Raw genomic sequence first — 24955 nt, 5'->3', positions numbered from 1 at the left:
GGTGACTTATGCGAAGTTCAACCAAACAAGAAGAATTAGTTAAAGCCTTTAAAGCCTTACTGAAGGAAGAAAAATTTAGCTCACAGGGCGAAATTGTTCAGGCCTTGCAGGAAGAAGGCTTCGATAATATCAACCAATCCAAAGTCTCTCGTATGCTGACGAAGTTTGGTGCCGTGCGTACGCGCAACGCCAAAATGGAGATGGTTTACTGCCTGCCAGCCGAACTGGGCGTACCGACTACCACCAGCCCGCTTAAAAATCTGGTGCTGGATATCGATTACAACGATTCCGTAGTCGTCATCCACACCAGCCCTGGAGCAGCACAGCTTATCGCACGCCTGTTGGATTCTCTGGGTAAAGCAGAAGGCATCCTCGGCAGCATCGCCGGTGACGACACTATCTTCACCACCCCGGCAAGGGGCTTTAGCGTGAAGGATCTGTTCGAAGCGATTCAGGTTCTGTTCGAACAGGAACTGTAATCCTTCTCCCTCTCTCCTCTGGTGCTTCCAGAGGAGCTGCCTTTCCTTTCTATCCCCATATCTTCAACTACCGTTTCGTTAGCATTTAGTGCGATTCCGCGGCCTAACGCATAGATACAGTGAATATATCCCGACTTAATCGCACAAAATATCAAATTCTTCTATCTTTTTGATTTTACGCATCATTACAGATTCTCTTTGCCAAAATATGCGTTTTTTTATACGTAAATGTTCTAAAAATGACGTTTATTGACATGTAATTACACGCGAAACCATTAGGAGGGTATTAATATTTTGTGTGATTAGTGTATACTTAATTTCGTGATGAGGGTCACAAAACAAAGACCCTCCAAAAAAATTCGACGAGGTGAGTATCATGAAAATCAAAACTACCGTTGCTGCTCTGAGCATCCTTTCTGCTATCTCGTTTGGCGCGTTCGCCGCTGATTCTATCAACAGCGATCAGGCCCAGACCCGTCAGGCAATCGGCACCGTATCCATCGGTTCCGTCGGTTCATCTCCGATGGACATGCATGAAATGCTGAACAAAAAAGCAGAAGAACAAGGTGCTTCGTCATATCGCGTTATCGAAGCGCGTACCGGCGACCATTGGCACGCTACGGCTGAACTGTACAAATAAGTCAGTGTGAAGCAGTACGTCGGCAGTCAATAAATTAAATTACCCACAGCGGTCCAGGAATCAAAAAGATTATCCTCTCACCGCTGAAGAATAAGGTGAGGAGTAAACACTATGAAAAGCGCAATGATTATCGCATCCCTTGGTCTGGCATCCGTTCTGTCTTTCGGCGCAAGCGCCGCAGTACAACAGGTGAACTCAGAGCAAGCTCAGAGCCTTCAACCAATGGGCACCATCTCTGTATCTCAGGTTGGTAGCGCCCCGATGGATATGCGTAGTGAGTTAGCCGCAAAAGCTGAAAAAGAAGGCGCTAGCAGCTACCGCGTAATTGAAGCCCGTACCGGCGACCATTGGCACGCTACGGCTGAGCTGTACAAATAAACCCTCGTCGTCTTGTCCGACGACTTGCCCTCGCCCTTATGCGAGGGCTTTTTTTTATCCACGCTGAACGTTAAAACGCAGCATCCCTTCCAGTTCTTCTTCCGCCTCATCAAACAGCAGAATCAGCGCACCGTAACGCCGACGCTGTTTATCATCCAGGTGGATGAATTCAATCTCCAGTGGCGTCGGCATTTGCGGGCTAATGACCGCATCCCATAACGCGTCAAGATTGCGAATCTGTTCGCTGTCGAGGGCAAAGAGTCGAGCGAATTCCCGATAAAAATCGCCCTGGTTTTCTATTTCATCAAAATCAAAAGTATAGATTTCCATCTTATGCCCTCTCCCCATCCATCTGGACTAGAGTCCCCCGATGTGTAACGTTTTTACCTCAAGGTACTCTTCCAGCCCCAACACCGAACCTTCACGCCCCAGCCCAGATTCTTTCACGCCGCCAAAAGGCCCAAGCTCAGTCGACACCGCACATTCGTTAATGCCGATCATGCCGCTTTCCAGCGCCTGCGAGACGCGGAACACACGAGAGAGATTCTGAGTATAGAAATAAGCCGCCAGGCCGTAGGGGGTATTATTCGCGCGATGAATGACATCGTCTTCATCGCTAAAGCGGAAGCAGGCCGCCAGCGGGCCAAACGTCTCTTCCTGCGCCAACAGCATCTGCTCATGACACTCTCCCAGCACCGTCGGCTGCCAGAAGTTACCACCAAGCTCATGAGCCTCACCGCCGGCGAGCACTTCAGCCCCTTTAGCGAGCGCGTCTTCGACATGCTCACGTACTTTTTTGACCGCCGACGCTTCAATCAGCGGCCCAACGACCACCCCATCATCCAGACCATTACCCACTTTTAGCGCCTTAACCGCCGTTGCCAGCTGGCTGACAAAAGACTCGTAGATGGTGTCATGAATATAAAAACGGTTCACGCTGACGCACACCTGCCCGGCGTTGCGGAATTTGTTGGCAATCGCGCCCTGCACGGCGGCATCAATATCGGCATCCTCAAACACGATATAAGGCGCATTGCCGCCCAGTTCCATGGAGACTTTCTTCATGGTTTCAGCCGCATTGCGGACTAGCGTTTTCCCTACCGAGGTTGAGCCGGTGAAGGAGATTTTACGCACCTCGTGGCTGGCCATAATCGCGTCGCTGATCTCCTGAGTATTGCCCGCCACCGCATTCAGTACGCCATCCGGGATCCCCGCTTTCTTCGCCAGCGCCAGCAGCGCAAAGGCGCACAGAGGGGTGTTATTGGCAGGTTTTATCACCCCGGTACAACCTGCGGCCAGAGCCGGACCAAGCTTGCGGGTTAGCATTGCCATCGGGAAGTTCCACGGTGTAATTGCAGCGACCACGCCGATCGGTTCACGCGTTGCCAGAATGCGCGAACCGGGTTTTGCTGGCGGAATAATTTCCCCGTTCGCCCGCTTGCCCTGCTCGGCAAACCATTGGATAAAGCTCGCCGCATAATCCACTTCGCCTTCAGCTTCTTTCAGCGGCTTGCCCTGCTCAATGGTCATCAGCCGCGCCAGCCAGCTTTTATTGTCGATAATCAGCTGATACCAGCGATAAAGCAGCTCTGAACGCGCTTTCGCCGTTTTCGCACGCCATAGCGGAAACGCCTTCGCAGCGGCGGCTATCGCCTGTTCGGTCTCTTTTTTACCGGCTTTTGCTACCTTCGCCACGACTTCACCTGTTGCCGGGTTGAGTACGTCAAAGGTGGAATTGAGTTGCTGCCATTCGCCGTTGACCAGATATCCGGTCTGGAAAAGGTCATTATCCTGCAGTGCTTGCGTGGTCATTACACCCTCCTGAGAAATGGTTCTCTCTAAGTATAGGGCGGGATAGGGAATGTGGGGTTTGCGAAGGGAACCTGGCGTGGTGACACACGCCAGGGAAAAGCAACTTAACTGCTGGTCAGCGCGCCCTGATATTTATGCAACATGACTACCAGACGCTCAACCGGCTCCGTGACCTGCGCCGGGGCTTCCCAGGTGCGCAACTTCTGCTGATACACCTCAAGCTCACCCAACAATCGCGTGAAGTAATAGCGGCGTTTATCATCGTTACTGGCGGAAATCACCCGGTCAGCGGTACGACGCAGCTGGCGGTGAAACTCAGACAGATCGTCATTCACCGGGATCGGCGCATCTCGCAGGCGCTGGTGCGCAATAATCAGCGTCAGCGCCAGACGGAACTTGGCAATATCACCGGGAAATTTGTTCAGCAGTAAAAAGAGCTGCTGATAAAGTCCCGGCAGATGATTCTCTTTGCGTCGCGCCATGTTAGTGGTCATTGCCGACACGGCGGCAAATACAAACTGGTTTAACAGCACACGCCCCGTACGCAGACGGGAGTTATCGCGGATAAGCAGGATAACGATGAAGGCCATAAAGCAGCCGACGATTTGCCCTAACGCACTGTCGAGGAACTGGCTGAAGTGGAAAGTCATCGGGTTATCCAGCACCAGAATGTTGATGGTACTGGCCAACGCACCGAGCGAACCCAAACGCCTTTTCTGTACTTCAATCCCGATAAAGAAGCACATCACCGCCAGGCTCAGGCACAGCAGCAGCATACTTTGCTGGGTAGCAGGCATAACAACCAGGAAGTAGAACGCCCCGATGGGAAGAGCAGCGATAGTGCCGTAGAGGAAATCAATCGCCACCATGCGCGGGTTCGGTAAACGCATCGCCAGTGAGGTCACCACGGCGATCATCACCATCGCACCGCTGCCGGAAGTCCAGCCGGTCCACAGCCAGAATAAAATGCCCAACGCACAGGAGACAGTAGTACGCCAAAAGTTGATCATCGCATGATGGCGCTCGGCGGAGTCCGGGCGCACCACCACTTCACTTTGCAGGATCTCTTCTTCACGAGCGCTGATTTTAGCGTTGCCAATCACCCCACGTTTGAGCAGCAGATAGCGCGTCGCCGCGCCAACCCAGCTGTAAATGGTCACCGGGGTGTCATGTTCCCCCGTCCATGCCAACACGCGACGCATACGTTTGAGCTGGCGATGCACATCCTGCACCGTCTCAACCGGCTCTTCAAACAGCTCACGATAGGCGTCAGTGACGATCTCCGGACGTGAGTTTTGCATAATAAAGGTTTCGCAGGCCTGGGTAATCATAGTCAGCGAAACGGTATTCAGCGCTTTTAGACGGCGGTTGGCCCGCGCCCAGCGCGAGGATTCCATATTCAGGTTGCTGCGCATCCCTTCCAGCGCGGCGGTGCGACGCCCCAGCGCCAGCCAGGCGCGGTCCATTTCATCGCTATCGCCATGCTTGATGCACAGCTGCATCAGGCGGTATTGATCGATAAGCATGGCGTCGAGTTCGTTATCGATCTCTTTTTTGATCGAGCGCGGAGAGAACAGCAGATCGGCAACGATCGCGCAGATAATCCCGAGCACAATCTCGCTGCAGCGCTCAACGGCAAACTGTGGCGTCAGCAGCGGCTCTGCCTGAATGGTAACGACAATAATCAATGCCGTGTAGCCGGACAGCCCCCAGGCGTAGGAGTTCTCGACCCGCACCAGCGACGATACCCAGGTACAGAACCCGGCCCAGATACTGCACACCAGCAGCATTAATAACGGAGCGCGGATCATGGTGATGATAATCACCAGCGCGGCGATACAGCCAATAAAGGTGCCGACAATACGCAGCATCCCGCGATAGCGGATTGCCCCGGCGTAGGGTTCACCGCCCGCGGCAAACGCCGGACCTGCCGCAACAATCGCGGCGGTCAGCGCGGCCCAGCGAGGGGTTTCAAGCTGAAAGTGGAAACCAACAAAAAGCGCCAGCACCACCGCGCAGGCCAGCTTGATGGCAAAGCGAATGTGCTGGTTGGCAATACTGAAAATGCCCATGACGATTAACCGAATTCACGCAGGCGCAGCGCCAGTTTCTGGAAGAAAGTCATCTGGCTGGCATCACGATCTTTTTTGCCGGTAATCACCACCGTGGCGGTGGTGCCTGCTGGCCAGAGGTTGCCCGGCTCTTTATCCAGGCGAATACGCACCGGCACGCGCTGGGCCAGACGCACCCATTCAAGGTTAGAATCGACGGTTGCCATGCCTTTGCTGTCCACGCTGCTGCTGGCATTCGTCACACCGGCGGCGACGCTATCGACGGTGCCTTTCAGCACATGGTTGCTGCCCAGCGGCGTCACTTCAGCGCGGTAGCCTGGGCGAACGCCCTCAAGTTTGGTCTCTTCAAGGTAGGCCATGACGTAGAAAGAGTGCTGTTTAACCAGCGCCACTGCCGTTGAACCACGGGTAATAAATTCCCCCGCGTAAACGTTGAGGTTGGTAACCCAGCCATCTGCCGGAGCGCGAATGACGGTACGATCGAGGTCAAGACGCGCCAGGTCGCGCGTGGCTTGCGCTTTAGCCATCTGATGCAGCACGGTTTGCAGCACGTTATTGGATTGATCAATCTCTTCACGCGACATGGCACTTACGCCAAGCTTGTTACGACGCCCGGCTTCACGGCTTTTCTCTTCCGCCAGCGCCTTGTAGTAGGAAACGTCCGCTTCCGCTTCGGCAAGCGCTTTCTGATAACGCGGCTGGTCGATAACAAACAGAACCTGATTTTTAGTAACCAGTTGGTTATCCTTAACCGCAACCTGAGTAATCAGGCCTGAAACATCCGGGGCGATCGCCACCACATCTGCGCTAAAGCGGGCATCACGCGTCCACGGCGATTCGGTGTAATAAACCCAGGCGCGGAAAATCGCGATGAACGCCAGGATAACCAGTATCACCGTAATGGCGGTACGAGAGATTTTTCTTGTTAGTGTTTTCACTTCCACCTCAAACGAACAAACGTGATATCAAATAAAACAGACAGCAGTACAGCGCGGTATTGAACAACGCGGGATGCCAGACGAAATCATAGATCCCGGTTGGCGTCAGTAGCCGACGCACCAACCAAAAAATGACGAGCGATAACAGCAGCTCAAAGAAGATCGGTGGAAAAGAGAGACCGAAAATCACGATGACAGGGAACAGGCTCATGTTGACCTTAATAGACTAGCGTGCAGATGAGATTGAAACGCTACACTTTATCATTCGGGTATCTCTGTATTGGCGACACTCGTTCGTCCCGGCGGTTTACTTGCGTAGACGCCAGGGAATTCAGGCCGTTGCCACTGGGATACTGCTAGAATGGTTTTGTGTATTTAGTTATTCAGCTAACAGTATTTTAACGTAACAGTCATAGCCTTATCTACATAGTGTGATGCAAATCACTTTTAAGCCAGAGTGAACAATGGAACGATTAAAACGGATGTCGGTGTTTGCCAAAGTTGTCGAGCAAGGCTCCTTTACCGCCGCGGCACGACAGCTTCAGATGAGCGTTTCATCGATTAGCCAGACCGTCTCTAAACTGGAAGATGAACTCCAGGTCAAGCTGCTCAACCGCAGTACGCGCAGCATTGGCCTTACCGAAGCCGGGAAAATTTACTATCAGGGCTGCCGCCGGATGCTGTACGAAGTCCAGGAAGTTCACGAGCAGCTCTACGCCTTTAACAACACGCCCATCGGTACGCTGCGTATCGGTTGTTCATCAACTATGGCACAAAATGTCCTCGCTGCCATGACGGCGGAGATGCTCAAAGAGTATCCGGGATTATCCGTCAATCTGGTGACGGGTATCCCCGCGCCGGACCTCATTGCCGACGGTCTGGATGTCGTTATCCGCGTGGGTGCATTGCAAGACTCCAGCCTCTTTTCCCGTCGTCTCGGCAGCATGCCGATGGTGGTCTGTGCCTCGAAAAAATATCTGGCACAGTACGGCATTCCTGAGAAACCGGCCGATATGAGTAACCACTCGTGGCTCGAATACAGCGTTCGCCCGGATAACGAATTTGAGCTGATTGCACCCGAGGGGCTTTCCACCAGGCTGCAGCCAGAAGGCCGCTTTGTCACCAACGATCCGATGACAATCTCACGCTGGCTGGTTGCCGGTGCCGGAATTGCTTACGTCCCACTGATGTGGGTGATCAATGAGATCAACAGCGGCGAGTTAGAGATCTTATTCCCACGCTACCAATCAGATCCTCGTCCGGTGTACGCCTTGTATACCGAAAAGGACAAGTTGCCGCTTAAGGTCCAGGTCTGTATTAACTATCTGACCGACTATTTTGTAGAAGTTGCAGAGCTGTTTCAGGGAATGAGAGAGAGGAGAAAAGAGTAATTTAAATAATATTAATTTCTGAAATTAAATAACGACATAACTCATTTCTGGTATGGGCACTTCCTGAATTACCACCGATATAATTCAGGAAAAACACGCCATACTATCAATATTAGCTAATTGACACCGTTAACGCCCGCCTATTATCTTGTCCTTCTACAGATATTCATATGTTTGTATTTTGTTAAATCATAAATAATAAAATGTATTTTCAAGGCCATTTGAAACAAGGATTAAAAATGAATTTATTCGAACAGACACCGCCATCACGCAGGCGCTATGGACTCGCTGCATTCATTGGTTTAATCGCAGGGATTGTCTCCGCCTTTGTAAAATGGGGAGCCGAAGTCCCGCTCCCGCCGCGCAGCCCAACCGATCTTTTTAACGGCGCATGTGGGCCAGAGCAATTAATAAGAGCGGCGAGTCAAATTGATTGCTCTCGCAATTTCCTCAATCCCCCGTATGTATTTTTACGCGACTGGCTGGGTGTTGTTGATCCTAATGCTGCCGTTTATACATTTGCGGGGCATGTATTTAACTGGGTCGGCGTAACGCATATTATTTTTTCAATCATCTTCGCTTTAGGCTATTGCGTGGTCGCAGAAGTCTTTCCGAAAATAAAACTCTGGCAAGGTTTGCTGGCCGGTGCTTTAGCTCAGCTATTTGTCCACATGATCTCATTCCCTTTGATGGGGCTGACCCCTCCTCTCTTTGAACTTCCTTGGTATGAGCACGTTTCAGAGATAGTGGGCCATTTGATTTGGTTTTGGTCTATTGAAATTATTCGTCGTGATTTACGCAATCGCATCACTCACGAACCCGACCCTGAGATCCCGTTGGACCATTTACGCTAAAAAAAATGGCGCGCCTGTTTCAGGACGCGCCATTTTTTCAGGATTGCTCAGGTCAGGCCGTGCCGCCTACCGTCAAACTATCCACTTTCAGAGTCGGTTGACCTACGCCAACCGGCAGGCTCTGGCCTTCTTTACCACACACGCCCACACCGTTATCAAGCTTCAGATCGTTACCCACCATCGAGACCTGCTGCATGGTTTCGATCCCGGAGCCAATCAGGGTCGCCCCTTTCACCGGCTTAGTCACCTTGCCGTTTTCAATCAGGTAGGCTTCTGAAGTTGAGAAGACAAACTTACCGGAGGTGATGTCGACCTGGCCGCCACCAAAGTTCGGCGCATACAGGCCGTATTCAACGGACTCAATAATTTCCTGCGGCGTCGATTTACCGGCCAGCATATAGGTGTTGGTCATGCGCGGCATCGGCAGATGCGCGTAAGACTCACGACGGCCGTTACCGGTTGGCGCCACGCCCATCAGACGCGCGTTGAGCTTGTCCTGCATGTAGCCTTTGAGGATACCGTTTTCGATAAGCACGTTGTACTGACCCGGCGTCCCTTCATCATCGATAGCCACGGAACCACGACGGTCGGCCATCGTGCCGTCATCGACAATAGTACACAGCTCGGAAGCCACCAGCTGCCCCATCTGGCCGCTGAACACCGACGTGCCGCGACGGTTGAAGTCGCCTTCCAGGCCATGACCTACCGCTTCGTGCAGCAGTACGCCAGGCCAGCCCGCGCCCAGCACAACCGGCAGCGTTCCGGCCGGAGCCGCAACCGCCGACAGGTTCACCAGCGCCATGCGCACGGCTTCTTTCGCCCATGCGTCGGCACGCACTTCACCGTCAAGGTCGGCGAGGAAATAGTCATAGCCAAAACGACCGCCGCCACCGCTGGCACCGCGTTCGCGTTTGCCATCATCTTCAACCTGCACGCTCACCGACAGGCGCACCAGTGGACGAACGTCCGCTGCCAGCGTACCGTCAGTAGCCGCCACCAGGATAAGCTCATAGACGCCGGTCAGGCTGGCGGTCACTTCCTGCACGCGCTTATCAGCAGCACGGGCGACGCTGTCGACACGGCGCAGAATGTCCAGTTTCTCTTCGCGGGTCATGCTTTGCAGCGGGTCGAGCGTGGTGTACAGAGGCGAATATTCAACGGCACCAAGGGTCTGTACTTTGCCATTACCGCTGTCACGTACGATGGTACGCGCCGCTTGCGCGCTTTGCTCAAGCGCTAGCAGGCTAATCTGGTCGGCATAGGCGAAACCGGTTTTTTCACCGCTTACCGCACGTACCCCAACGCCCTGGTCGATATTGTAAGAACCATCTTTAATGATGCGGTCTTCTAAAACCCAGGATTCGTGATAGCTGGACTGAAAATAGAGATCGCCATAATCAAGACGGCGCTCCGTGAGTTGACCAAGAATAGCAAACAGATCCTGATGATTCAGGCCGTTCGCCGCCAGCAATTGTTCACTTACCAGATTTAGACTCATTATTTCGCTACTCGTTAATGCCCGCGCGTCTTACGCATTTCGGGCCTGTATTCCGGGTGTTAGTGTTATGAGATTGAGGCAATTCAAGGCTTGCGTCAAATCATGGCTTTTTATCGCCGCGCGCCTGGCGCAGCACTTCATTCACTTGTGGCTTATCGATTGGGCCGGTGATGCGATAGCGCAGTATCGACACTTTATTCCACAGTGGCCCCAGCACCTTCGTGGCGGCAAATACCGCCGCACCGATAATTGGGTTCACCGCAAAGGCGGTCGCCACGCTGACCGTCGCCGAAATTTCCGGAGCAACAATCGCTTCCATATCTACTTCACGGCGTACGAGGTTAACCGACCCCTTCATGGCAATATCAGCCTCCAGCCCATCCACCAGCGTATCGTCGGTATTCAGCACACCGTCTTTAATCCACGCGGTGCTGCGAATGGAATCGAAGTAGAAACCTTCGCTAAAGGTGTCGCTGAAGTCAAAGCGCAGTTTACGCAGCAGTGAATCCACGCTCAGCAGACGCAGTAGCTGCCCGGCATGTCCGGTCGACAGATCGGTAAACTGCCCCTTGCCGATATGCGATTTCAGGATACCGTTTAGCGATGCCATATCCGGCTGCCACGGTTTATCGCGCCAATGTAAATCGTAGTCCACATCAACAGAAGAATCGCGAATCGGCGTGGAAACGCCGAAGAAAGTCACCGCATCATCAATCTTGTTACCGTGGATTTTACCTTTCAGCGAGGTGCGCTGACCGGAAAGCGAGTTGACCCACACACCATCGGCGGTCAAACGCCCAAAACCGGTATCGACCAGACCATTTGCCAGCGATAGCGTGTCGCCTTTAATGCTGAAGTCGCCGTCAATACGGCCATACTTCTGTCCCCACAGCCAACACTCAGCGCAACGCAGCTGGAGATCTGGCCAGCCGTGGAAATCGATCGGGTTACTTACCGGCTGGCCGGCTGTAGCCACGCTCGACGCTGCCGCCAGCGGGTTAGCCGATGGATTGTAATAGAGATAGCGCACCGCTGCCTGCCACGGCTGGGCATCTTTCATCGTCAGGCTGGCGTTAACTTCGCGCCCCTGAGCTTCAATGCGTGTGCCACCGGCCGTCGGCTGCGAAACGATACTCAGGTTATTCCACTGCTGCCCGGCAAAAGTCAGCGATGGGGTACGCAGCGTCACGTTTTGCGGGAAGGCGGCGGCGCTACTCACGCCCTCGGCCGCTCCATGCTGGAACAGCGCTAGCCACTGCGCACCGTCCATCGGCGGCAGATTGAGCTCAATACCCGGTTGCGGCAGCGGCGGAATTGTCCGGCTGTCCGAGGCCCAAATAGCGCTTTCCAGCCTCAGCTTATTGCCCAGCAGCCAGCGGCTGTTGAGATGATTTGTCGGCCCAATGTTACCGGTCAGGTCAAAACTACGCAGATTGCCATCGACATTAATTTTCAGCGGCAGCGGCTGGCCGGCACGCTTATTCGCCGGAGGAGGTAAATCGCTGCTCACATTCTGCAAATCGCCGGTAATGCCAACCTTGTAGGTGCCGCTACCGCCGTACGGCAGTTCGATAGCGATATTGCCTTTCCACGGTACGCTACCTTTAAGCGCGTCATTCAGCTGTTTTGGCAACACGCCGGTCCGGGCCGGTTGCCAATCCGCCTGCATATTCACGCCCACCTGGTACGCTTTTGCCCCTTCGGTGGTGGTGAAATCAACGTTGAGCGGCTGGTTAAACCAGGTGGCGGTCAGTGGTTCACTGGTCAGGTTGCCATTGTTAAAGCTGAATTTACCTTTGAGGTTATGCAGCGTGCTGCCCAGCGGTTTGATAAACAGGCTGTTATTGTTCAAGGCTACGTCGCCGGTCGCGGAAACCAACTTGCCGTCCAGCGGAATATTAAGATGTAAGCGAGCACTCACATCCCCATCAAGCTGAAGTTCGTCGAGCGTAGCGCCTAACGATTTACTGAGCGGCGTGTCTTTGAAATACGGACCAACCGCTTTCCCTGGGCCGTTGATATCAGCATCAATGAGCAGCTTCTCTTTGGCGTAGTCCGGAATCGAAGCATCAAGATTGCGAGCGGTGACACCGCCCAGCATGGTCTTATCCGCCTTCATCCACAGGCCATTATTGACAAAGTTCAGCTCAATATCGAGGTCAGTCAGCGCCGGCCAGTCCGGCTGGAAAGCAAAGGTGGCGTCGTGCAATGGCACGTAGACCTGGAACTGGCCTTCGTTATGCGGATATGGGAATAGATGCGGGTTACCGCCGTAAACCAGCGTCGCATTTTCAGCCTTACCGGCCTTTATCGCACCGCTCAGATAGTCAACCAGCTTAGTGCCCATCAAGTTCTCAGGGAAATAGCGCCATGCCTGGCCACCATCGTTGGTGCTGATCCCCGCCAGAATACCCAGCCACGGCTGAACGTCCTTCGGCTGGAGATAACGGAAACCACCGGCTGCGCGAACGCCCGTCGCCTGCACGTCGATGTTGCGACCGTCCAGCATGAAACCTTTGTCGTTATTCACCCAATTAAGGGTGGCGACGCCGTTGGCTATCTCCAGCGGCGCGCGGAATACGTGCTCGTAAGGCATCAATGCCTTCTGCATCGCGACCTGCAGTGAACCATTCTCAACGCTACCGGCGATGCTACCAGAAACATGTTCAGCACCCGGCAACAGCTTCCACTGCTTCCAGGCCAGCTCGTTCCAGCTGGCGTTAAAGCGCGTTTTGGCCGTGTTCTGTAGAGGAATGTCCATCGCAAAGGCATCAACCGTGCCGGTTGGCTGGGTAGTGCGCCAGATGTCAGCAAGCTCAGGTGACAGATTTTCCGCAATCGGCAGCAGGCCGTTCAGCCCTGCCAGCGACAGGTGGCTGGCGCGAATGCGCAGTTCATCGCTGCGCTGATGATTTGGCCCACCCACTTCCTGCGACGGGATCCACGCCAGCGCCAGCGCGCCGCGCGGCCATGCCGTGTTATCGATGGTGATACGGGTATCAGGAATGCGGAACTGCCAACCTTCTTTTTCGCGCGACAGGTGTGCGGTGAGGTTATCCACCGCCAGATGGTGCTGCTGCTTGTCCCCCTGCCAGCTCGCGCCACCTTGCTTCAACCAGACGTCGCCGCTGGAAATTTCGCCTTTGTCCAGCGATGCCCAGCCTTCAAGACTAAAGCGGGCGCTGGTCAGCGCGATGTTGTCCTGCATCCAGCGGCCTAACCAGGGTTTCACATCGATATCGTCCGCCTGCAGCCACAGGCGGCCTTTATTCAACAGGCCGTTTTCATCGCGGAGATCCATACGGACTTTCATCACCCCGTGCTGACCGGTCAGGCTTGAGAGGCCCAGCTCGCCCTCGGCGCGGTGGCGATTTTTGTCGTTAAGCCAGGTGAGCTGCGGGATGGTCAGTTCAGCGCGCTGGCCGGAGAGCGTCAGAAAACTGAGCTGGCTATCACGCAGGGTAAAGTGGTCAAACTGCCGCAGAAACAGATCGGCGATGCGATCGCCGTTGATGCCGTCGCCGCCGTCGTTATTTTGCAGCGGGGTATTGGTGTGAATTTGCAGCTGCCAGAAGGTCAGCTCGCGGAACTGCCAGCGCATATGCAGCAGGCTTTGCCAGACGTCCAGCGCCATAGAGGCGCGCTTAATAGACAGCTCGCCGCCGTCTTTAAGTCCGGCTTTAATGTCGCGGACATCCAGCGTCGGGCCGAAATTTTGCCAGCTCGCGGTTATCTGTGAGGCAGACACCGGTAATCCCGTTGCCGCCTCGATTTTCCCCAGCAGCGCCGGGCGCACGGAGTCCAGATGTGGCAAGGCGAGACGCAGGCCGCTCACCAGCAGCGCGATAATCACAATCAGTGTGGCAACGGTGAGCAGTAAAATCCCCGGCAATCGCCTCACGCATCTCTCCTTGGGTTGCAGCAGGCTGCGTAATTACATCATCACCACGTCAAACTGCTCCGGGTTATAGAGCGGTTCGATCTGGACTTTAACCTGCTTACCAACAAAAATTTCCACTTCCGCCAGCGCATGGGACTCTTCCCCCTTCAGCGTTTCAACAACGGAAGGCGATGCGTACACCAGGAAACGGTCAGAATCATAGGCATGATGCACGCGAACAATCTCGCGCATGATTTCGTAACATACCGTCTCGACGGTTTTCACCGTACCGCGACCGTGGCAGGTTGGGCACTCGGTGCATAGCACATGCTCAACGCTCTCGCGGGTACGCTTACGGGTCATTTCCACCAGACCCAGCGCGGAAAAACCGTTCACGCTGGTCTTCACGCGATCTTTACTCAGCGCCTGCTCTAATGAGTGCAGCACCCGACGGCGGTGATCTTCATTACTCATGTCGATAAAATCGATGATGATAATGCCGCCAAGATTGCGCAGGCGCAGCTGACGGGCGATAGCCTGCGTTGCTTCAATATTAGTATTGAAAATGGTGTCGTCGAGATTTCGGTGGCCAACAAAAGCCCCTGTATTGATATCGACGGTGGTCATCGCTTCGGTCTGGTCGATAACCAGATAGCCACCGGACTTGAGTTCGACTTTACGCTCCAGCGCGCGCTGGATTTCATTCTCAACATCAAACAGGTCGAAGATAGGCTGGCGACCGCTGTAGTGCTCAAGCTTACTGGTCATCTCCGGCATATATTCAGCCGTGAATTCCATGAGCGCTTCATAGGTCAAACGGGAATCGACGCGGATTTTATCCAGTTGGGCATCGGCAAAGTCACGAAGCACACGCTGCGCCAGCGCCAGTTCACCGTACAGCTGGTAGCGAGTCTGGTTGCGTTTTTTACGCTCCATCACTTTGGTCCAGACGCGTTTCAGGTAGGCGGCATCTGACGCTAAATCTTTCTCACATACCCCTTCCGCTGCGGTACGAATGATAAATCCGCCCTGCTCATCGCAGTAGTCGGCCACGACCTTCTTTAATCGGTCACGCTCGACTTCACTTTCGATACGCTGTGACACGCCGACGTGAGAAGCACCCGGCATAAAGACCAGGTAACGAGACGGTAACGTGATATCGGTAGTCAGACGCGCGCCCTTGGTGCCCAGTGGATCTTTGACCACCTGCACCATCAGATCCTGCCCCTGACGCACCAGTTCGGAAATATCGCGGACGGTAAACTGTTTTTGCTCTTCACCGGCCACACATTCGGTATGCGGCATGATATCGGAGGCATGAAGGAATGCCGCCTTATCAAGGCCAATATCTACAAAAGCCGCCTGCATTCCCGGCAAGACTCGACTGACGCGACCTTTGTAGATATTGCCTACTATTCCGCGTCGCGCTTCACGCTCAATATGAATTTCCTGCAAAATGCCGCCATCGATATACGCCACTCGCGTCTCCGATGGCGTCACGTTAACTAATAGTTCAGCCGTCATGTTTATCCCTTTTTTCACGTAGCGAGTTAAAGTCACTCAGCAACTCATACGTTTCCACCAGCGGTAAGCCGACTACGGCGTGGTAGCTGCCATTGATCTTCCTGACGAAACAGCCACCCAGCCCTTGAATACCGTATGCACCTGCTTTATCTAAAGGTTCTCCGCTCGCGACATAGTGTGTTATGTCGTCATCCGACAGCGTCCGGAAAGTGACTTCAGTCACCACCAGACAGTCGAGCGTATGCTGGCTATCAGCCAGCGCCACGGCGGTCATCACCTGATGGGTATTTCCTGAGAGCATACGCAGCATGACGGCTGCATGTGCAGCATCACGCGGTTTCTCCAGCACTTCACCGTTTAAAATGACGATGGTATCTGCCCCGAGCACAGGAAGGTCGTGAGCCGTTAATGCCACGCCCGCCTGGGCTTTTTCTCGTGCCAGTCGCCCTACATACTGCTGCGCCGATTCATGCGGACGGCGCAACTCTTCAATGCCGGGAACCACTTTCTCAAACGAAAGACCTAACTGTGTGAGAAGTTCCTGGCGACGCGGGGAACCTGAAGCAAGATAGAGAGATACCATAACGACCTTATTGAACAGCGAATTGCTGGCGAACTTTACGCATCAGAAGAAAGATCCACGGCCAGAGCACGCCGTTTACTACACTACTCCAGAACACTTCAGGTCGGAAAGAGACGTTGATCACTAAAAACTCTGCCCAGAAAACAATAATATCCGTCGCGAGCGAGAGCAGTACGACCACCAGCGCCTGTTGCCAGAGCGCCAGGTTACGAAACAGCTGATATTTGAGCGCGACCAGATAGGCGACGATGCTCAATGACATCGCACGCACGCCAAGCGTTGAACCACTGATTAAATCCAGTATGGCACCCATCACGAAGCCCGTGCCAACATTCACCCGGTGCGGCAGCGCCAGCGCCCAGTAAAGCAGAATGAGCAGAACCCAGTTTGGCCGGAAAACGGTGAGGTCTTCCGGCCATGGCATAACCTGGAGCAGCAGTGCGATAAGAAACGAGAGCCAGATGACCCAGCGTCCCTGGCTGCGGTAACTTGCCACTATTGCCCCCTTGTCGAGGGTTGTGGCGGCGTCACCGCGGACGGCGTGGTAGTAAGACCGGTCGCAGGCGCAGGCAGCTGCGGCCCCATCGTTTCCGGCGATGGCAGAACCTGAGGCATCATCTGCATCAGGCGTTCGTTGGCAACGCGGTGCACCTCTTCTGGCGTCATCGGGTTGCTACCGTTACGGTCAGCTCCCCACAGCAGCAGCAGATAACGTAAACGCTGCAGGCCCGCGGTTGGACGCGCCTGAATCACGGTATACGCGCGCTGCGTATCCAGCTTCACAGAAGAGACCACGCCCACCGGATAGCCTTCCGGGAAACGCCCACCCAGCCCCGACGTCACCAGCACATCACCGACGCGAATATCGGTATTAGCAGGCAGATGTTCGAGCTGCAGGTCATCCGTACAGCCGTTACCGGCAGCAATCACGCGGATATCGTTACGCAATACCTGAATCGGCAGCGCATGGGTTGCATCGCAAATTAGCAGCACCCGGCTGGTCAGTTTGGCAACCGCCACAACCTGACCGACAACGCCTTTGTCGCTGATAATCGGCTGCCCTTCATAGACGCCGTTAACGCTACCCTTGTCGATAACAACCTGATCGCTATACGGGTCGTTAACCGTCGAGATCACCTGCGTCACCATTTTCTGTTCGTCCTGGCGCAGCGGCGAACCTAACAGTTCACGGAGACGGGCATTTTCCTGTTTGTACTGCCCCAGCATCAGCAGGTCGCTGTTTTTCAACAACAGTTCCTGGCGTAATGCGCGGTTTTCAAGCTCAAGCTGATCGCGTGATGCCAGCGTTTGCGAAACGCTATCCAGCAGTTCACGAGGACCATTGGAAACAAAGTAGAAAGGACTGACGGCAGTATCCATGTATGTTCGGATTTGACTGAACATACCGAGGCGGCTGTCGGCGATAATGACACCCAGCGCCACCAGCACCGCCAGAATAAGGCGAATCTGCAGCGACGGGCCACGGCTAAAAATGGGCTTCATAGGCTATGCGTATTCTCGTGTCAGTGAAATTGAGGGTAGCCTGCTGGCTACCCCGAACTTCATGCTGACTACTCTTCGCTAAACAAATCGCCGCCGTGCATGTCGATCATTTCCAGCGCCTTGCCGCCGCCACGCGCTACGCAGGTCAGCGGATCTTCAGCAACAACAACTGGAATACCGGTTTCTTCCATCAGCAGACGGTCGAGATTGCGCAGCAGCGCACCGCCGCCGGTCAGCACCATACCGCGCTCGGAGATGTCGGAAGCCAGTTCTGGCGGACACTGTTCCAGCGCAACCATCACCGCGCTAACGATACCGGTCAGCGGTTCCTGCAGAGCTTCAAGAATTTCGTTGGAGTTCAGCGTGAAGCCACGTGGAACACCTTCAGCCAGGTTACGGCCGCGTACTTCGATTTCACGCACTTCATCGCCAGGGTAAGCTGAGCCGATTTCGTGTTTGATGCGTTCAGCGGTCGCTTCACCAATCAGGGAGCCGTAGTTACGACGCACATAATTAATGATGGCTTCGTCGAAACGGTCACCGCCGATACGTACGGAAGAGGAGTAAACCACACCGTTCAGGGAGATAACGGCCACTTCAGTGGTACCACCACCGATATCCACAACCATGGAACCGGTTGCTTCAGAAACTGGCAGGCCTGCACCGATTGCAGCAGCCATTGGCTCTTCAATCAGGAACACTTCACGCGCACCGGCACCCTGAGCGGATTCACGGATTGCACGACGTTCAACCTGAGTTGCGCCAACCGGCACACACACCAGTACGCGCGGGCTTGGGCGCATAAAACTGTTGCTGTGAACCTGTTTAATGAAGTGCTGGAGCATTTTTTCGGTCACGAAGAAGTCGGCGATAACACCGTCTTTCATCGGGCGGATGGCCGCAATGTTGCCTGGCGTACGGCCAAGCATCTGTTTTGCGTCATGACCAACGGCAGCGACGCTTTTCGGCGAACCTGCACGGTCCTGACGAATGGCGACCACGGAAGGCTCATTCAATACGATGCCTTGTCCTTTTACGTAAATCAGGGTATTCGCGGTACCCAGGTCAATGGACAGGTCATTGGAAAACATGCCACGAAATTTTTTCAACATACTAAGGGATAATCCTGAAAGCTGGGGCGGAAAAATAAAATCCGCTTACTTTACCAACCACACGTGGCAGCGACAAGGCGCAAAAATCATCTGCAACGGTGAAAATTAGTGCAGTTCGTTACCTTTGTTACAAATCCAACCTGACTCCTTCAGTGCAGGTAAACTCACTGCAGCTCCTTCCTGGATTTGTACCTGTCAAAGGTCGTCACATGCGTGATGCGTTATTTTTTCCGGCAAGCGGACATGCACACTCCCAGAAAAAACCGCGCGCGTCATTCTACGTGATAAACACGTTAAACAGCAGGTCAAACCGAATATCTTTGCGAATATTTTTTCACATTGGAGTCAAGTGGCTGTGAGGCGGCAAAAAAATCACCCTGACCGCCGAAAACTCCGCATTCGGTCAGCACCTGCCACTCGCTACGACTGCGGACTCCGGCAGCAAAAACCTGTATTGACGTTCCTTTACACGCTTCCACTAAACTTTGTACCAGTAGCTGGTTTTGACTCCGTTTTTCAATATTTCGCACCAGCACGGGATCTATCTTAATCAACTCAATCTCCAGTTGCTTAATCCAACTGGTGCTGACTAAGGCCAACCCCGCCTGTGTTACCGCCACCCGAACGCCCAGAGCGTGAATTAAACGCACGACTGGTTGTAAGCGCGTGATATGTTGACAGACATCTACCTCTGCAAGTTCAAAAATAATACGTCGGCGTTGCGATTTCTCGCATTGCATTAACGTATCACGCAGCCAACGCTGAAAACGTGGGCGAACCAGCGACTCGACGGTAATCTGGATTGCCAGATTTTCTTCCGGCCAGTACCCCAGAAATGGGATAAGACGGCTAATCTGCTGGCGGTCATACTCTTCACCCAGTCCAAACTCCAGTACCATCGGCAGATACTCTGCGGCAATCACCTCTTCTTTACCATCAAAGATGCGGCACATCAGCTCCCGATGATGAACTTTACCATCCAGAGTCACTGCGGGTTTCTGGTAAATACGCGGACCGCCACGACTAAGCATCTGTTCAATCAGGGTGCGCCAGCGGACATTGCCACGCCCTTTTTCCGGCAGTGAATCATCATAGATGGCCCAGCTGTTGCTACCCTGCAGAACGGCATTGCGTACGGCGGCTTCAGCATGCTCCATAACCTGTTCCGTGGTCTGCCCGCTGCGCCAGGTGCAGATACCGATATGCATCATGTCATCACGATCGAGAATTTTCGCCAACGGCAGACCATCAATCGCCTTCAATAATTGTCCGGCAATACTGTCCGCCTCTTTTAAGGTACGGTGCGGTAACAACACGGTAAAGTCGCTACGGCGATAGCGCGCCAGCAGTGCGCCCGGATAACGCAAAATAAAAGTAGAGAGCAGGTTAATCAGCGTAAAGACATGCTCTTCCGCCGCCGCCCGCCCCCAGTTATCACGCAGGAAGTCGAAATCAGGCAGACGAATCATCATCACAATGCCGTGAGAACCTACGTTTTCCTGGTCATCCAACAGCGTCGCCAGCTGGTTATCAAAGAACAGACGATTGCTTAGCCCCGTTTTAGAATCCTGCGCGGCGTAGGAACGAATGAGCGTATCAAGGCGGCTTCGCTGCTCACCGGCAAATTGTACCTCGGAGAGTAAAGTATCCAGCGCGCTGCTGGTGCGCGCCGGCCACTCGTGGATATTGCCTTTGGCCTTCGCGCCGCGATCGCCATTAAGGATACGAATCGCGCGCATCTCCAGTAACTCTTCTCCTGCCAGCTGTCGGCGGAGCCAGCGCACGGCGACAAACACCACCAGCACCATAAAGGCAATTGTCACGGTCAGCGGGGCGGTGGTTAACAGCGAACGGAAGTAGTTCGCCATCGGATCCTGATAGACCAGATGAATCGTCATGCCGGGATGTTTGAGCGATGGCACTGCCAATTCACGATATTGATAGTGACTGCCAACCGGCAGGTAGCTGCTGCTGCGCGCGTGGTGAAACAGCGATTTGCCGTTAAGTGTAAAGTCGATGCGTACAATATCGAGAGGCACCATCATCTCATCAAGCTGGCCATCCAGCTTATCAAACGAGGTGTTGACCAGCCGGTTATCCAGTACCGTGGCTACGGCCTGTACGCGATTGGCTATCTTATACTGTATGCCGTTATAGAAACTCAGCGATGAACCGATCAATGTCACAAAGATCGTCAGCCCGGTTAAGAGCGTGAAAAAGGCGGAGAACTTCGTCGTTAATCGCATCCCTGAGTTAACTCCGTAGATTAATCGTACCCGACAGATTATCGAGAACCGGCGTCCGTGTCTTACCAGAAGTAAGCACTAACATATCATACCAGGTCGGCATACTACCAAACCTAGCGGATCTGGCAATTTATTGCGCCAAATCGCTATCGCGTGATGATAAACGAGTATAGTCCGGGGTATATTTTTTCACTATAAAGTCTATGTAAGGAAGGGTTATGCAGGCTCTCATCTTAGAACAGCAGGATGGCAAAACCATTGCCGCAGTGAAGGCCGTTGACGACAGTCTGCTGCCGCAAGGTAATGTGACCGTCGATATCCAATGGTCCAGCCTTAACTACAAAGATGCGCTGGCCATTACCGGCAAAGGAAAAATCATCCGCAACTTCCCGATGGTGCCGGGGATTGACTTCGCTGGTACGGTTCACGCCAGCGACGATGCTCGTTTTACCCCAGGCCAGCAGGTGTTGCTGACCGGTTGGGGGGTGGGGGAAAACCATTGGGGTGGGCTGTCCAATCGTGCCCGCGTTAACGCCGATTGGCTGGTGCCGCAACCTGCGGGTCTGGATGGACGTAAAGCGATGATTATCGGCACCGCCGGTTTTACCGCGATGCTGTGCGTGATGGCGCTGGAAGACGCCGGCGTTCGTCCTGAAGACGGCGAAATTGTTGTTACCGGCGCCAGCGGCGGCGTCGGCAGCACCGCCATCGCATTGCTGCACAAGCTGGGTTATCAGGTGGCAGCGGTTTCCGGTCGCGAAAGTACCCATAATTACCTGCGCGCCTTAGGTGCAAGCCGTATTCTTGATCGTGCTGAGTTTGCAGAAACCCGTCCGCTGGAAAAACAGATTTGGGCCGGTGCCATTGATACCGTTGGCGACAAAGTGCTGGCGAAAGTGCTGGCACAAATGAACTACGGTGGCTGCGTTGCCGCCTGCGGTCTGGCCGGTGGTTTTGCACTGCCAACAACCGTCATGCCGTTTATTCTGCGCAATGTTCGTCTGCAGGGCGTTGACTCGGTAATGACGCCAGCAGCGCGTCGCGCTAAAGCCTGGGAACGTCTGGTTCGTGATTTACCAGAATCGTTCTTTGCCCAGAGCGCGACGGAGATTGCTTTGGCGCAGGCTCCGGAGTTTGCCGACAAGATTATCAACAACCAGATTCAGGGCCGTACGCTGGTCAAAATCGGCTAATCTGCAATTTTTCGTGATAAATTCGCAATAACACAATGCCTCCGTCATGCTTAGAAAAAAGTATGACGGAGAGCACGATGAGCCATAAAAAACTAACCGAATCGGACGTCACCGCCGAGTCCGTATTTATGCTAAAACGCCGCCAGGTCTTGAAAATGCTGGGCATTGGTACAGCGGCCGCCTCCCTTCCACTTCACGCTTCCAGCCTCACCGATTGGTTTAAAGGCAACGATCGCCCTGCGGCTCCCTCTGGCCCGGCGCTGACCTTCGATAAACCCGCCCAGTGGCAGAGTAAATTAACGCTGACGCCGGAAAATAAAGTCACTGGCTACAACAACTTTTATGAATTTGGCCTCGATAAAGCCGATCCGGCGGCCAATGCTGGCAGCTTGCCCACCAATCCGTGGAAGCTGACCATCGGCGGCGAAGTGGCGAAACCCCTGACGCTCGATCATGACGACCTGACCAAACGCTTCCCGCTAGAGGAACGTATTTACCGGATGCGCTGCGTTGAGGCGTGGTCGATGGTGGTCCCGTGGATTGGTTTCCCACTGCACAAGCTGTTAGCCGCCGTGGAGCCCACCAGCAATGCCAAATACGTGGCTTTTAAAACGCTCTACTCACCGGAGAACATGCCCGGCCAGAAGGACAGATTTATCGGCGGCGGTCTTGCCTATCCTTATATAGAAGGATTGCGCCTGGATGAAGCCATGAATCCGCTCACGTTGCTGACCGTCGGCGTATATGGCAAAGCGCTTCCGCCGCAAAACGGTGCCCCGATTCGCCTGACCGTACCGTGGAAGTATGGCTTTAAAGGCATTAAATCGATTGTCAGCATTATGCTCACCCGCGAGCGTCCCGACTCGACCTGGAATCTCGCCGCACCGAACGAATATGGTTTTTTCGCCAACGTTAACCCACACGTCGATCACCCACGCTGGTCGCAGGCGACGGAGCGTTTTATTGGTTCTGGCGGTATTCTTGATGTTCAGCGCCAGCCGACGCTGCTGTTTAACGGCTATGCTGACGAAGTTGCTTCCCTGTATCGCGGTATGAATCTGCGGGAGAATTTTTAATGCGTTTGACGTTAAAACAAGTCACCTGGCTGAAAGTTTTACTGCATTTTGCGGCATTTTTGCCGTTCGTCTGGCTGTTCTGGGCCGTCTCACAGGGACAACTGAGTGCCGATCCGGTGAAGGATATTCAGCACTTTACCGGTAGGATGGCTCTGAAATTGCTGCTGGCGACCTTGTTAGTCGCCCCGCTGGCGCGCTACGCTAAACAACCGTTGTTAATTCGCACCCGCCGATTACTCGGGCTATGGTGTTTTGTATGGGCGACAATTCACCTCACCAGCTACAGTTTGCTGGAACTAGGGATTCGGAATCTATCGCTGCTGGGGCAAGAAATCGTTACGCGTCCTTACCTGCTATTAGGATTCGCCTGCTGGTTAATTTTGTTGGCGCTGGCAGTGACATCCACGCAGGGGATGCAGCGTAAATTGGGGCGACGCTGGCAACTTTTGCATAACTTCGTCTATCTTGCCGCAATCCTCGCACCGATTCATTTTCTCTGGTCGGTGAAGATTATCTCACCCCAACCGGTGATTTACGCCGGGTGCGCCATCGCACTGCTGGCGTGCCGATACAAGAAGTTTCGCCAATGGTGGCGTTAGCGTCACGATGTGTGCGTTTTCCCGCATTTCTTTTATCGTTCGGTGTTCTTTCTACAATAGCGGTTGATAATCTTCCCTGATAAGACCAGTATTTAGCTGCCAAATGCTACGAAATAGTTATAATGTGCGACCTTGGTTTACCTGGCAGGGGTTTTAGACCTCTGAAAAGGTGACAATCGCGCATCGAAGGTATATTTTGTTTTTTACCCGAGAATTGCAGGAGATAGCAGCACTATGACTGACAAGTTTCGCATTTTGCTTTTGAACGGTCCGAACCTGAATATGTTAGGCACCCGTGAGCCAGAGAAGTACGGCACGCTGACGCTTTCCCAGATCGTTAGCCGCTTAAACGCGGAAGCCGAAACGCTGAACGTCACGCTCGACAGTCTGCAATCTAACGCCGAGTACGTCATCATCGACCGTATTCATCAGGCTAAAGACAACATTGACTATATCCTGATTAATCCGGCCGCGTTCACGCACACGAGCGTTGCCATTCGCGATGCGCTGCTGGCGGTGAGTATTCCGTTTATCGAGATTCACCTGAGCAACGTGCATGCGCGCGAACCATTCCGCCATCACTCATATCTGTCTGATATCGCTTCTGGCGTTATCTGCGGGCTTGGGGCTGACGGCTATTCATACGCTTTACAGACGGCGGTCAAACGCCTGTCACAATCACACTAAACAAAGAGTACGGAACCCACTCATGGATATTCGTAAGATTAAAAAACTGATCGAGCTGGTCGAAGAGTCTGGCATCAACGAACTGGAAATTTCTGAAGGCGAAGAGTCTGTACGTATCAGCCGCTCAGCACCGAACACCGGCTATCCAGTGATGCAGCAGGCCTACGCAGCGCCTGTTATGCAACCGCAGGCACCTGTTGCGGCAGCAGCACCGGCTGCAGCTGAAGCTCCGGCCAAAGCCGAAATCAGTGGTCACATCGTACGTTCCCCGATGGTTGGTACTTTCTATCGCACTCCAGGCCCGGATGCCAAAGCATTCGTGGAAGTTGGTCAGAAAGTTAACGTGGGCGACACCCTGTGCATCGTTGAAGCGATGAAAATGATGAACCAGATCGAAGCTGATAAATCAGGTACTGTGAAAGCAATCCTGGTAGAAAGCGGTCAACCGGTTGAATTTGACGAGCCTCTGGTCGTCATCGAGTAACGAGGC

At 53.7% G+C, this 24955-nt stretch carries 23 protein-coding genes; 10 read left to right on the top strand and 13 right to left on the bottom strand.

The genetic code is table 11. The features are described from left to right. Positions 1-8 precede the first annotated feature (8 nt). The 3 genes from argR to yhcN-B all read left to right on the top strand — a co-directional run bounded on the left by argR (position 9) and on the right by yhcN-B (position 1497). The gene (gene argR / locus ABOC97_RS05680; RefSeq protein ID WP_234505853.1) at positions 9-479 is read left to right on the top strand and encodes a transcriptional regulator ArgR; all 471 of its coding nucleotides are present in this window, start codon (positions 9-11) and stop codon (positions 477-479) included. 376 nt (positions 480-855) lie between these two features. After that, entirely contained in the window at positions 856-1119 is a 264-nt protein-coding gene (yhcN, locus tag ABOC97_RS05675; protein WP_349595039.1) for a peroxide/acid stress response protein YhcN, read from the top strand. A gap of 111 nt (positions 1120-1230) precedes the next feature. Next, on the top strand, positions 1231-1497 hold the full coding sequence (yhcN-B, locus tag ABOC97_RS05670; RefSeq protein ID WP_349595036.1) for a DUF1471 family stress response protein YhcN-B: 267 nt from the start codon (positions 1231-1233) through the stop codon (positions 1495-1497). Between the two features lie 54 nt (positions 1498-1551). On the opposite strand, the gene ABOC97_RS05665 is transcribed toward yhcN-B, so the two are convergent. From ABOC97_RS05665 to aaeX, 5 genes are all read right to left on the bottom strand, one after another. Next, a complete protein-coding gene (locus tag ABOC97_RS05665) occupies positions 1552-1827 on the bottom strand; it encodes a barstar family protein (RefSeq protein WP_061281586.1) in 276 nt (91 codons plus the stop codon). 27 nt (positions 1828-1854) lie between these two features. Next, positions 1855-3309 (bottom strand): NAD-dependent succinate-semialdehyde dehydrogenase, encoded by a 1455-nt coding sequence (locus tag ABOC97_RS05660; protein WP_349595033.1) that lies wholly within the window; start codon positions 3307-3309, stop codon positions 1855-1857. Positions 3310-3413: 104 nt separating this feature from the next. Continuing rightward, a complete protein-coding gene (aaeB, locus tag ABOC97_RS05655; RefSeq protein WP_349595030.1) occupies positions 3414-5381 on the bottom strand; it encodes a p-hydroxybenzoic acid efflux pump subunit AaeB in 1968 nt (655 codons plus the stop codon). A 5-nt stretch (positions 5382-5386) separates the two neighbouring features. After that, positions 5387-6319, bottom strand: coding sequence for a p-hydroxybenzoic acid efflux pump subunit AaeA (gene aaeA / locus ABOC97_RS05650; RefSeq protein ID WP_349595027.1), 933 nt, complete (start codon positions 6317-6319; stop codon positions 5387-5389). A 7-nt stretch (positions 6320-6326) separates the two neighbouring features. Continuing rightward, a complete protein-coding gene (gene aaeX, locus ABOC97_RS05645) occupies positions 6327-6530 on the bottom strand; it encodes a p-hydroxybenzoic acid efflux pump operon protein AaeX (RefSeq protein WP_349595025.1) in 204 nt (67 codons plus the stop codon). 253 nt (positions 6531-6783) lie between these two features. Here aaeX and aaeR point away from each other — a divergent pair, with 253 nt between their 5' ends. After that, positions 6784-7710 (top strand): HTH-type transcriptional activator AaeR, encoded by a 927-nt coding sequence (gene aaeR / locus ABOC97_RS05640; protein ID WP_234505874.1) that lies wholly within the window; start codon positions 6784-6786, stop codon positions 7708-7710. Positions 7711-7949: 239 nt separating this feature from the next. Further along, complete coding sequence (locus ABOC97_RS05635) at positions 7950-8564, top strand: YagU family protein (RefSeq protein ID WP_349595023.1); 615 nt, start codon at positions 7950-7952, stop codon at positions 8562-8564. A gap of 52 nt (positions 8565-8616) precedes the next feature. Here the strand turns inward: ABOC97_RS05635 and tldD are convergent, their stop codons facing one another. The 8 genes from tldD to csrD all read right to left on the bottom strand — a co-directional run bounded on the left by tldD (position 8617) and on the right by csrD (position 20910). Beyond that, positions 8617-10062, bottom strand: coding sequence for a metalloprotease TldD (gene tldD, locus ABOC97_RS05630; protein ID WP_349595020.1), 1446 nt, complete (start codon positions 10060-10062; stop codon positions 8617-8619). A gap of 100 nt (positions 10063-10162) precedes the next feature. Next, entirely contained in the window at positions 10163-13963 is a 3801-nt protein-coding gene (yhdP, locus tag ABOC97_RS05625) for an AsmA2 domain-containing protein YhdP (protein WP_349595016.1), read from the bottom strand. A 33-nt stretch (positions 13964-13996) separates the two neighbouring features. Beyond that, on the bottom strand, positions 13997-15466 hold the full coding sequence (gene rng, locus ABOC97_RS05620) for a ribonuclease G (RefSeq protein WP_349595013.1): 1470 nt from the start codon (positions 15464-15466) through the stop codon (positions 13997-13999). Continuing rightward, on the bottom strand, positions 15456-16049 hold the full coding sequence (locus ABOC97_RS05615) for a Maf family protein (protein ID WP_349595010.1): 594 nt from the start codon (positions 16047-16049) through the stop codon (positions 15456-15458). Before ABOC97_RS05615 ends, rng begins: the two co-directional genes overlap by 11 nt. 7 nt (positions 16050-16056) lie before the next feature. Beyond that, the gene (mreD, locus tag ABOC97_RS05610) at positions 16057-16545 is read right to left on the bottom strand and encodes a rod shape-determining protein MreD (RefSeq protein WP_349595007.1); all 489 of its coding nucleotides are present in this window, start codon (positions 16543-16545) and stop codon (positions 16057-16059) included. Continuing rightward, positions 16545-17552 carry a rod shape-determining protein MreC gene (gene mreC / locus ABOC97_RS05605; protein WP_349595004.1) on the bottom strand — a complete coding sequence of 336 codons (1008 nt, stop codon included), beginning with the start codon at positions 17550-17552 and terminating at the stop codon, positions 16545-16547. The genes mreD and mreC overlap by 1 nt, the downstream gene beginning before the upstream one ends. A 68-nt stretch (positions 17553-17620) precedes the next feature. Then, positions 17621-18664 carry a rod shape-determining protein MreB gene (gene mreB, locus ABOC97_RS05600; protein WP_000913396.1) on the bottom strand — a complete coding sequence of 348 codons (1044 nt, stop codon included), beginning with the start codon at positions 18662-18664 and terminating at the stop codon, positions 17621-17623. A 305-nt stretch (positions 18665-18969) separates the two neighbouring features. Further along, positions 18970-20910: an RNase E specificity factor CsrD gene (gene csrD, locus ABOC97_RS05595; protein WP_349595002.1), complete on the bottom strand. Its 1941-nt coding sequence runs from the start codon at positions 20908-20910 to the stop codon at positions 18970-18972. A 218-nt stretch (positions 20911-21128) separates the two neighbouring features. On the opposite strand from csrD, the gene acuI reads away from it, so the two are divergent. From acuI to accB, 5 genes are all read left to right on the top strand, one after another. Next, positions 21129-22103 (top strand): acrylyl-CoA reductase (NADPH), encoded by a 975-nt coding sequence (acuI, locus tag ABOC97_RS05590; RefSeq protein ID WP_349594999.1) that lies wholly within the window; start codon positions 21129-21131, stop codon positions 22101-22103. Between the two features lie 77 nt (positions 22104-22180). Then, on the top strand, positions 22181-23179 hold the full coding sequence (gene msrP / locus ABOC97_RS05585) for a protein-methionine-sulfoxide reductase catalytic subunit MsrP (protein ID WP_349594996.1): 999 nt from the start codon (positions 22181-22183) through the stop codon (positions 23177-23179). Continuing rightward, entirely contained in the window at positions 23179-23778 is a 600-nt protein-coding gene (gene msrQ / locus ABOC97_RS05580; protein WP_349594993.1) for a protein-methionine-sulfoxide reductase heme-binding subunit MsrQ, read from the top strand. The genes msrP and msrQ overlap by 1 nt, the downstream gene beginning before the upstream one ends. Before the next feature lie 234 nt (positions 23779-24012). Next, positions 24013-24465: a type II 3-dehydroquinate dehydratase gene (gene aroQ / locus ABOC97_RS05575; protein ID WP_052283991.1), complete on the top strand. Its 453-nt coding sequence runs from the start codon at positions 24013-24015 to the stop codon at positions 24463-24465. Positions 24466-24487: 22 nt separating this feature from the next. Then, positions 24488-24949, top strand: coding sequence for an acetyl-CoA carboxylase biotin carboxyl carrier protein (gene accB, locus ABOC97_RS05570; protein WP_349594989.1), 462 nt, complete (start codon positions 24488-24490; stop codon positions 24947-24949). Positions 24950-24955 lie beyond the last annotated feature (6 nt).

The sequence above is a fragment of the Kluyvera huaxiensis genome (genome assembly GCF_040149365.1).
In the GTDB taxonomy this organism is placed as follows: domain Bacteria; phylum Pseudomonadota; class Gammaproteobacteria; order Enterobacterales; family Enterobacteriaceae; genus Kluyvera; species Kluyvera intermedia_A.
The sequence above is the reverse complement of the archived record's forward strand: the minus strand, read 5'-3'. Positions and strand labels throughout refer to the sequence as shown.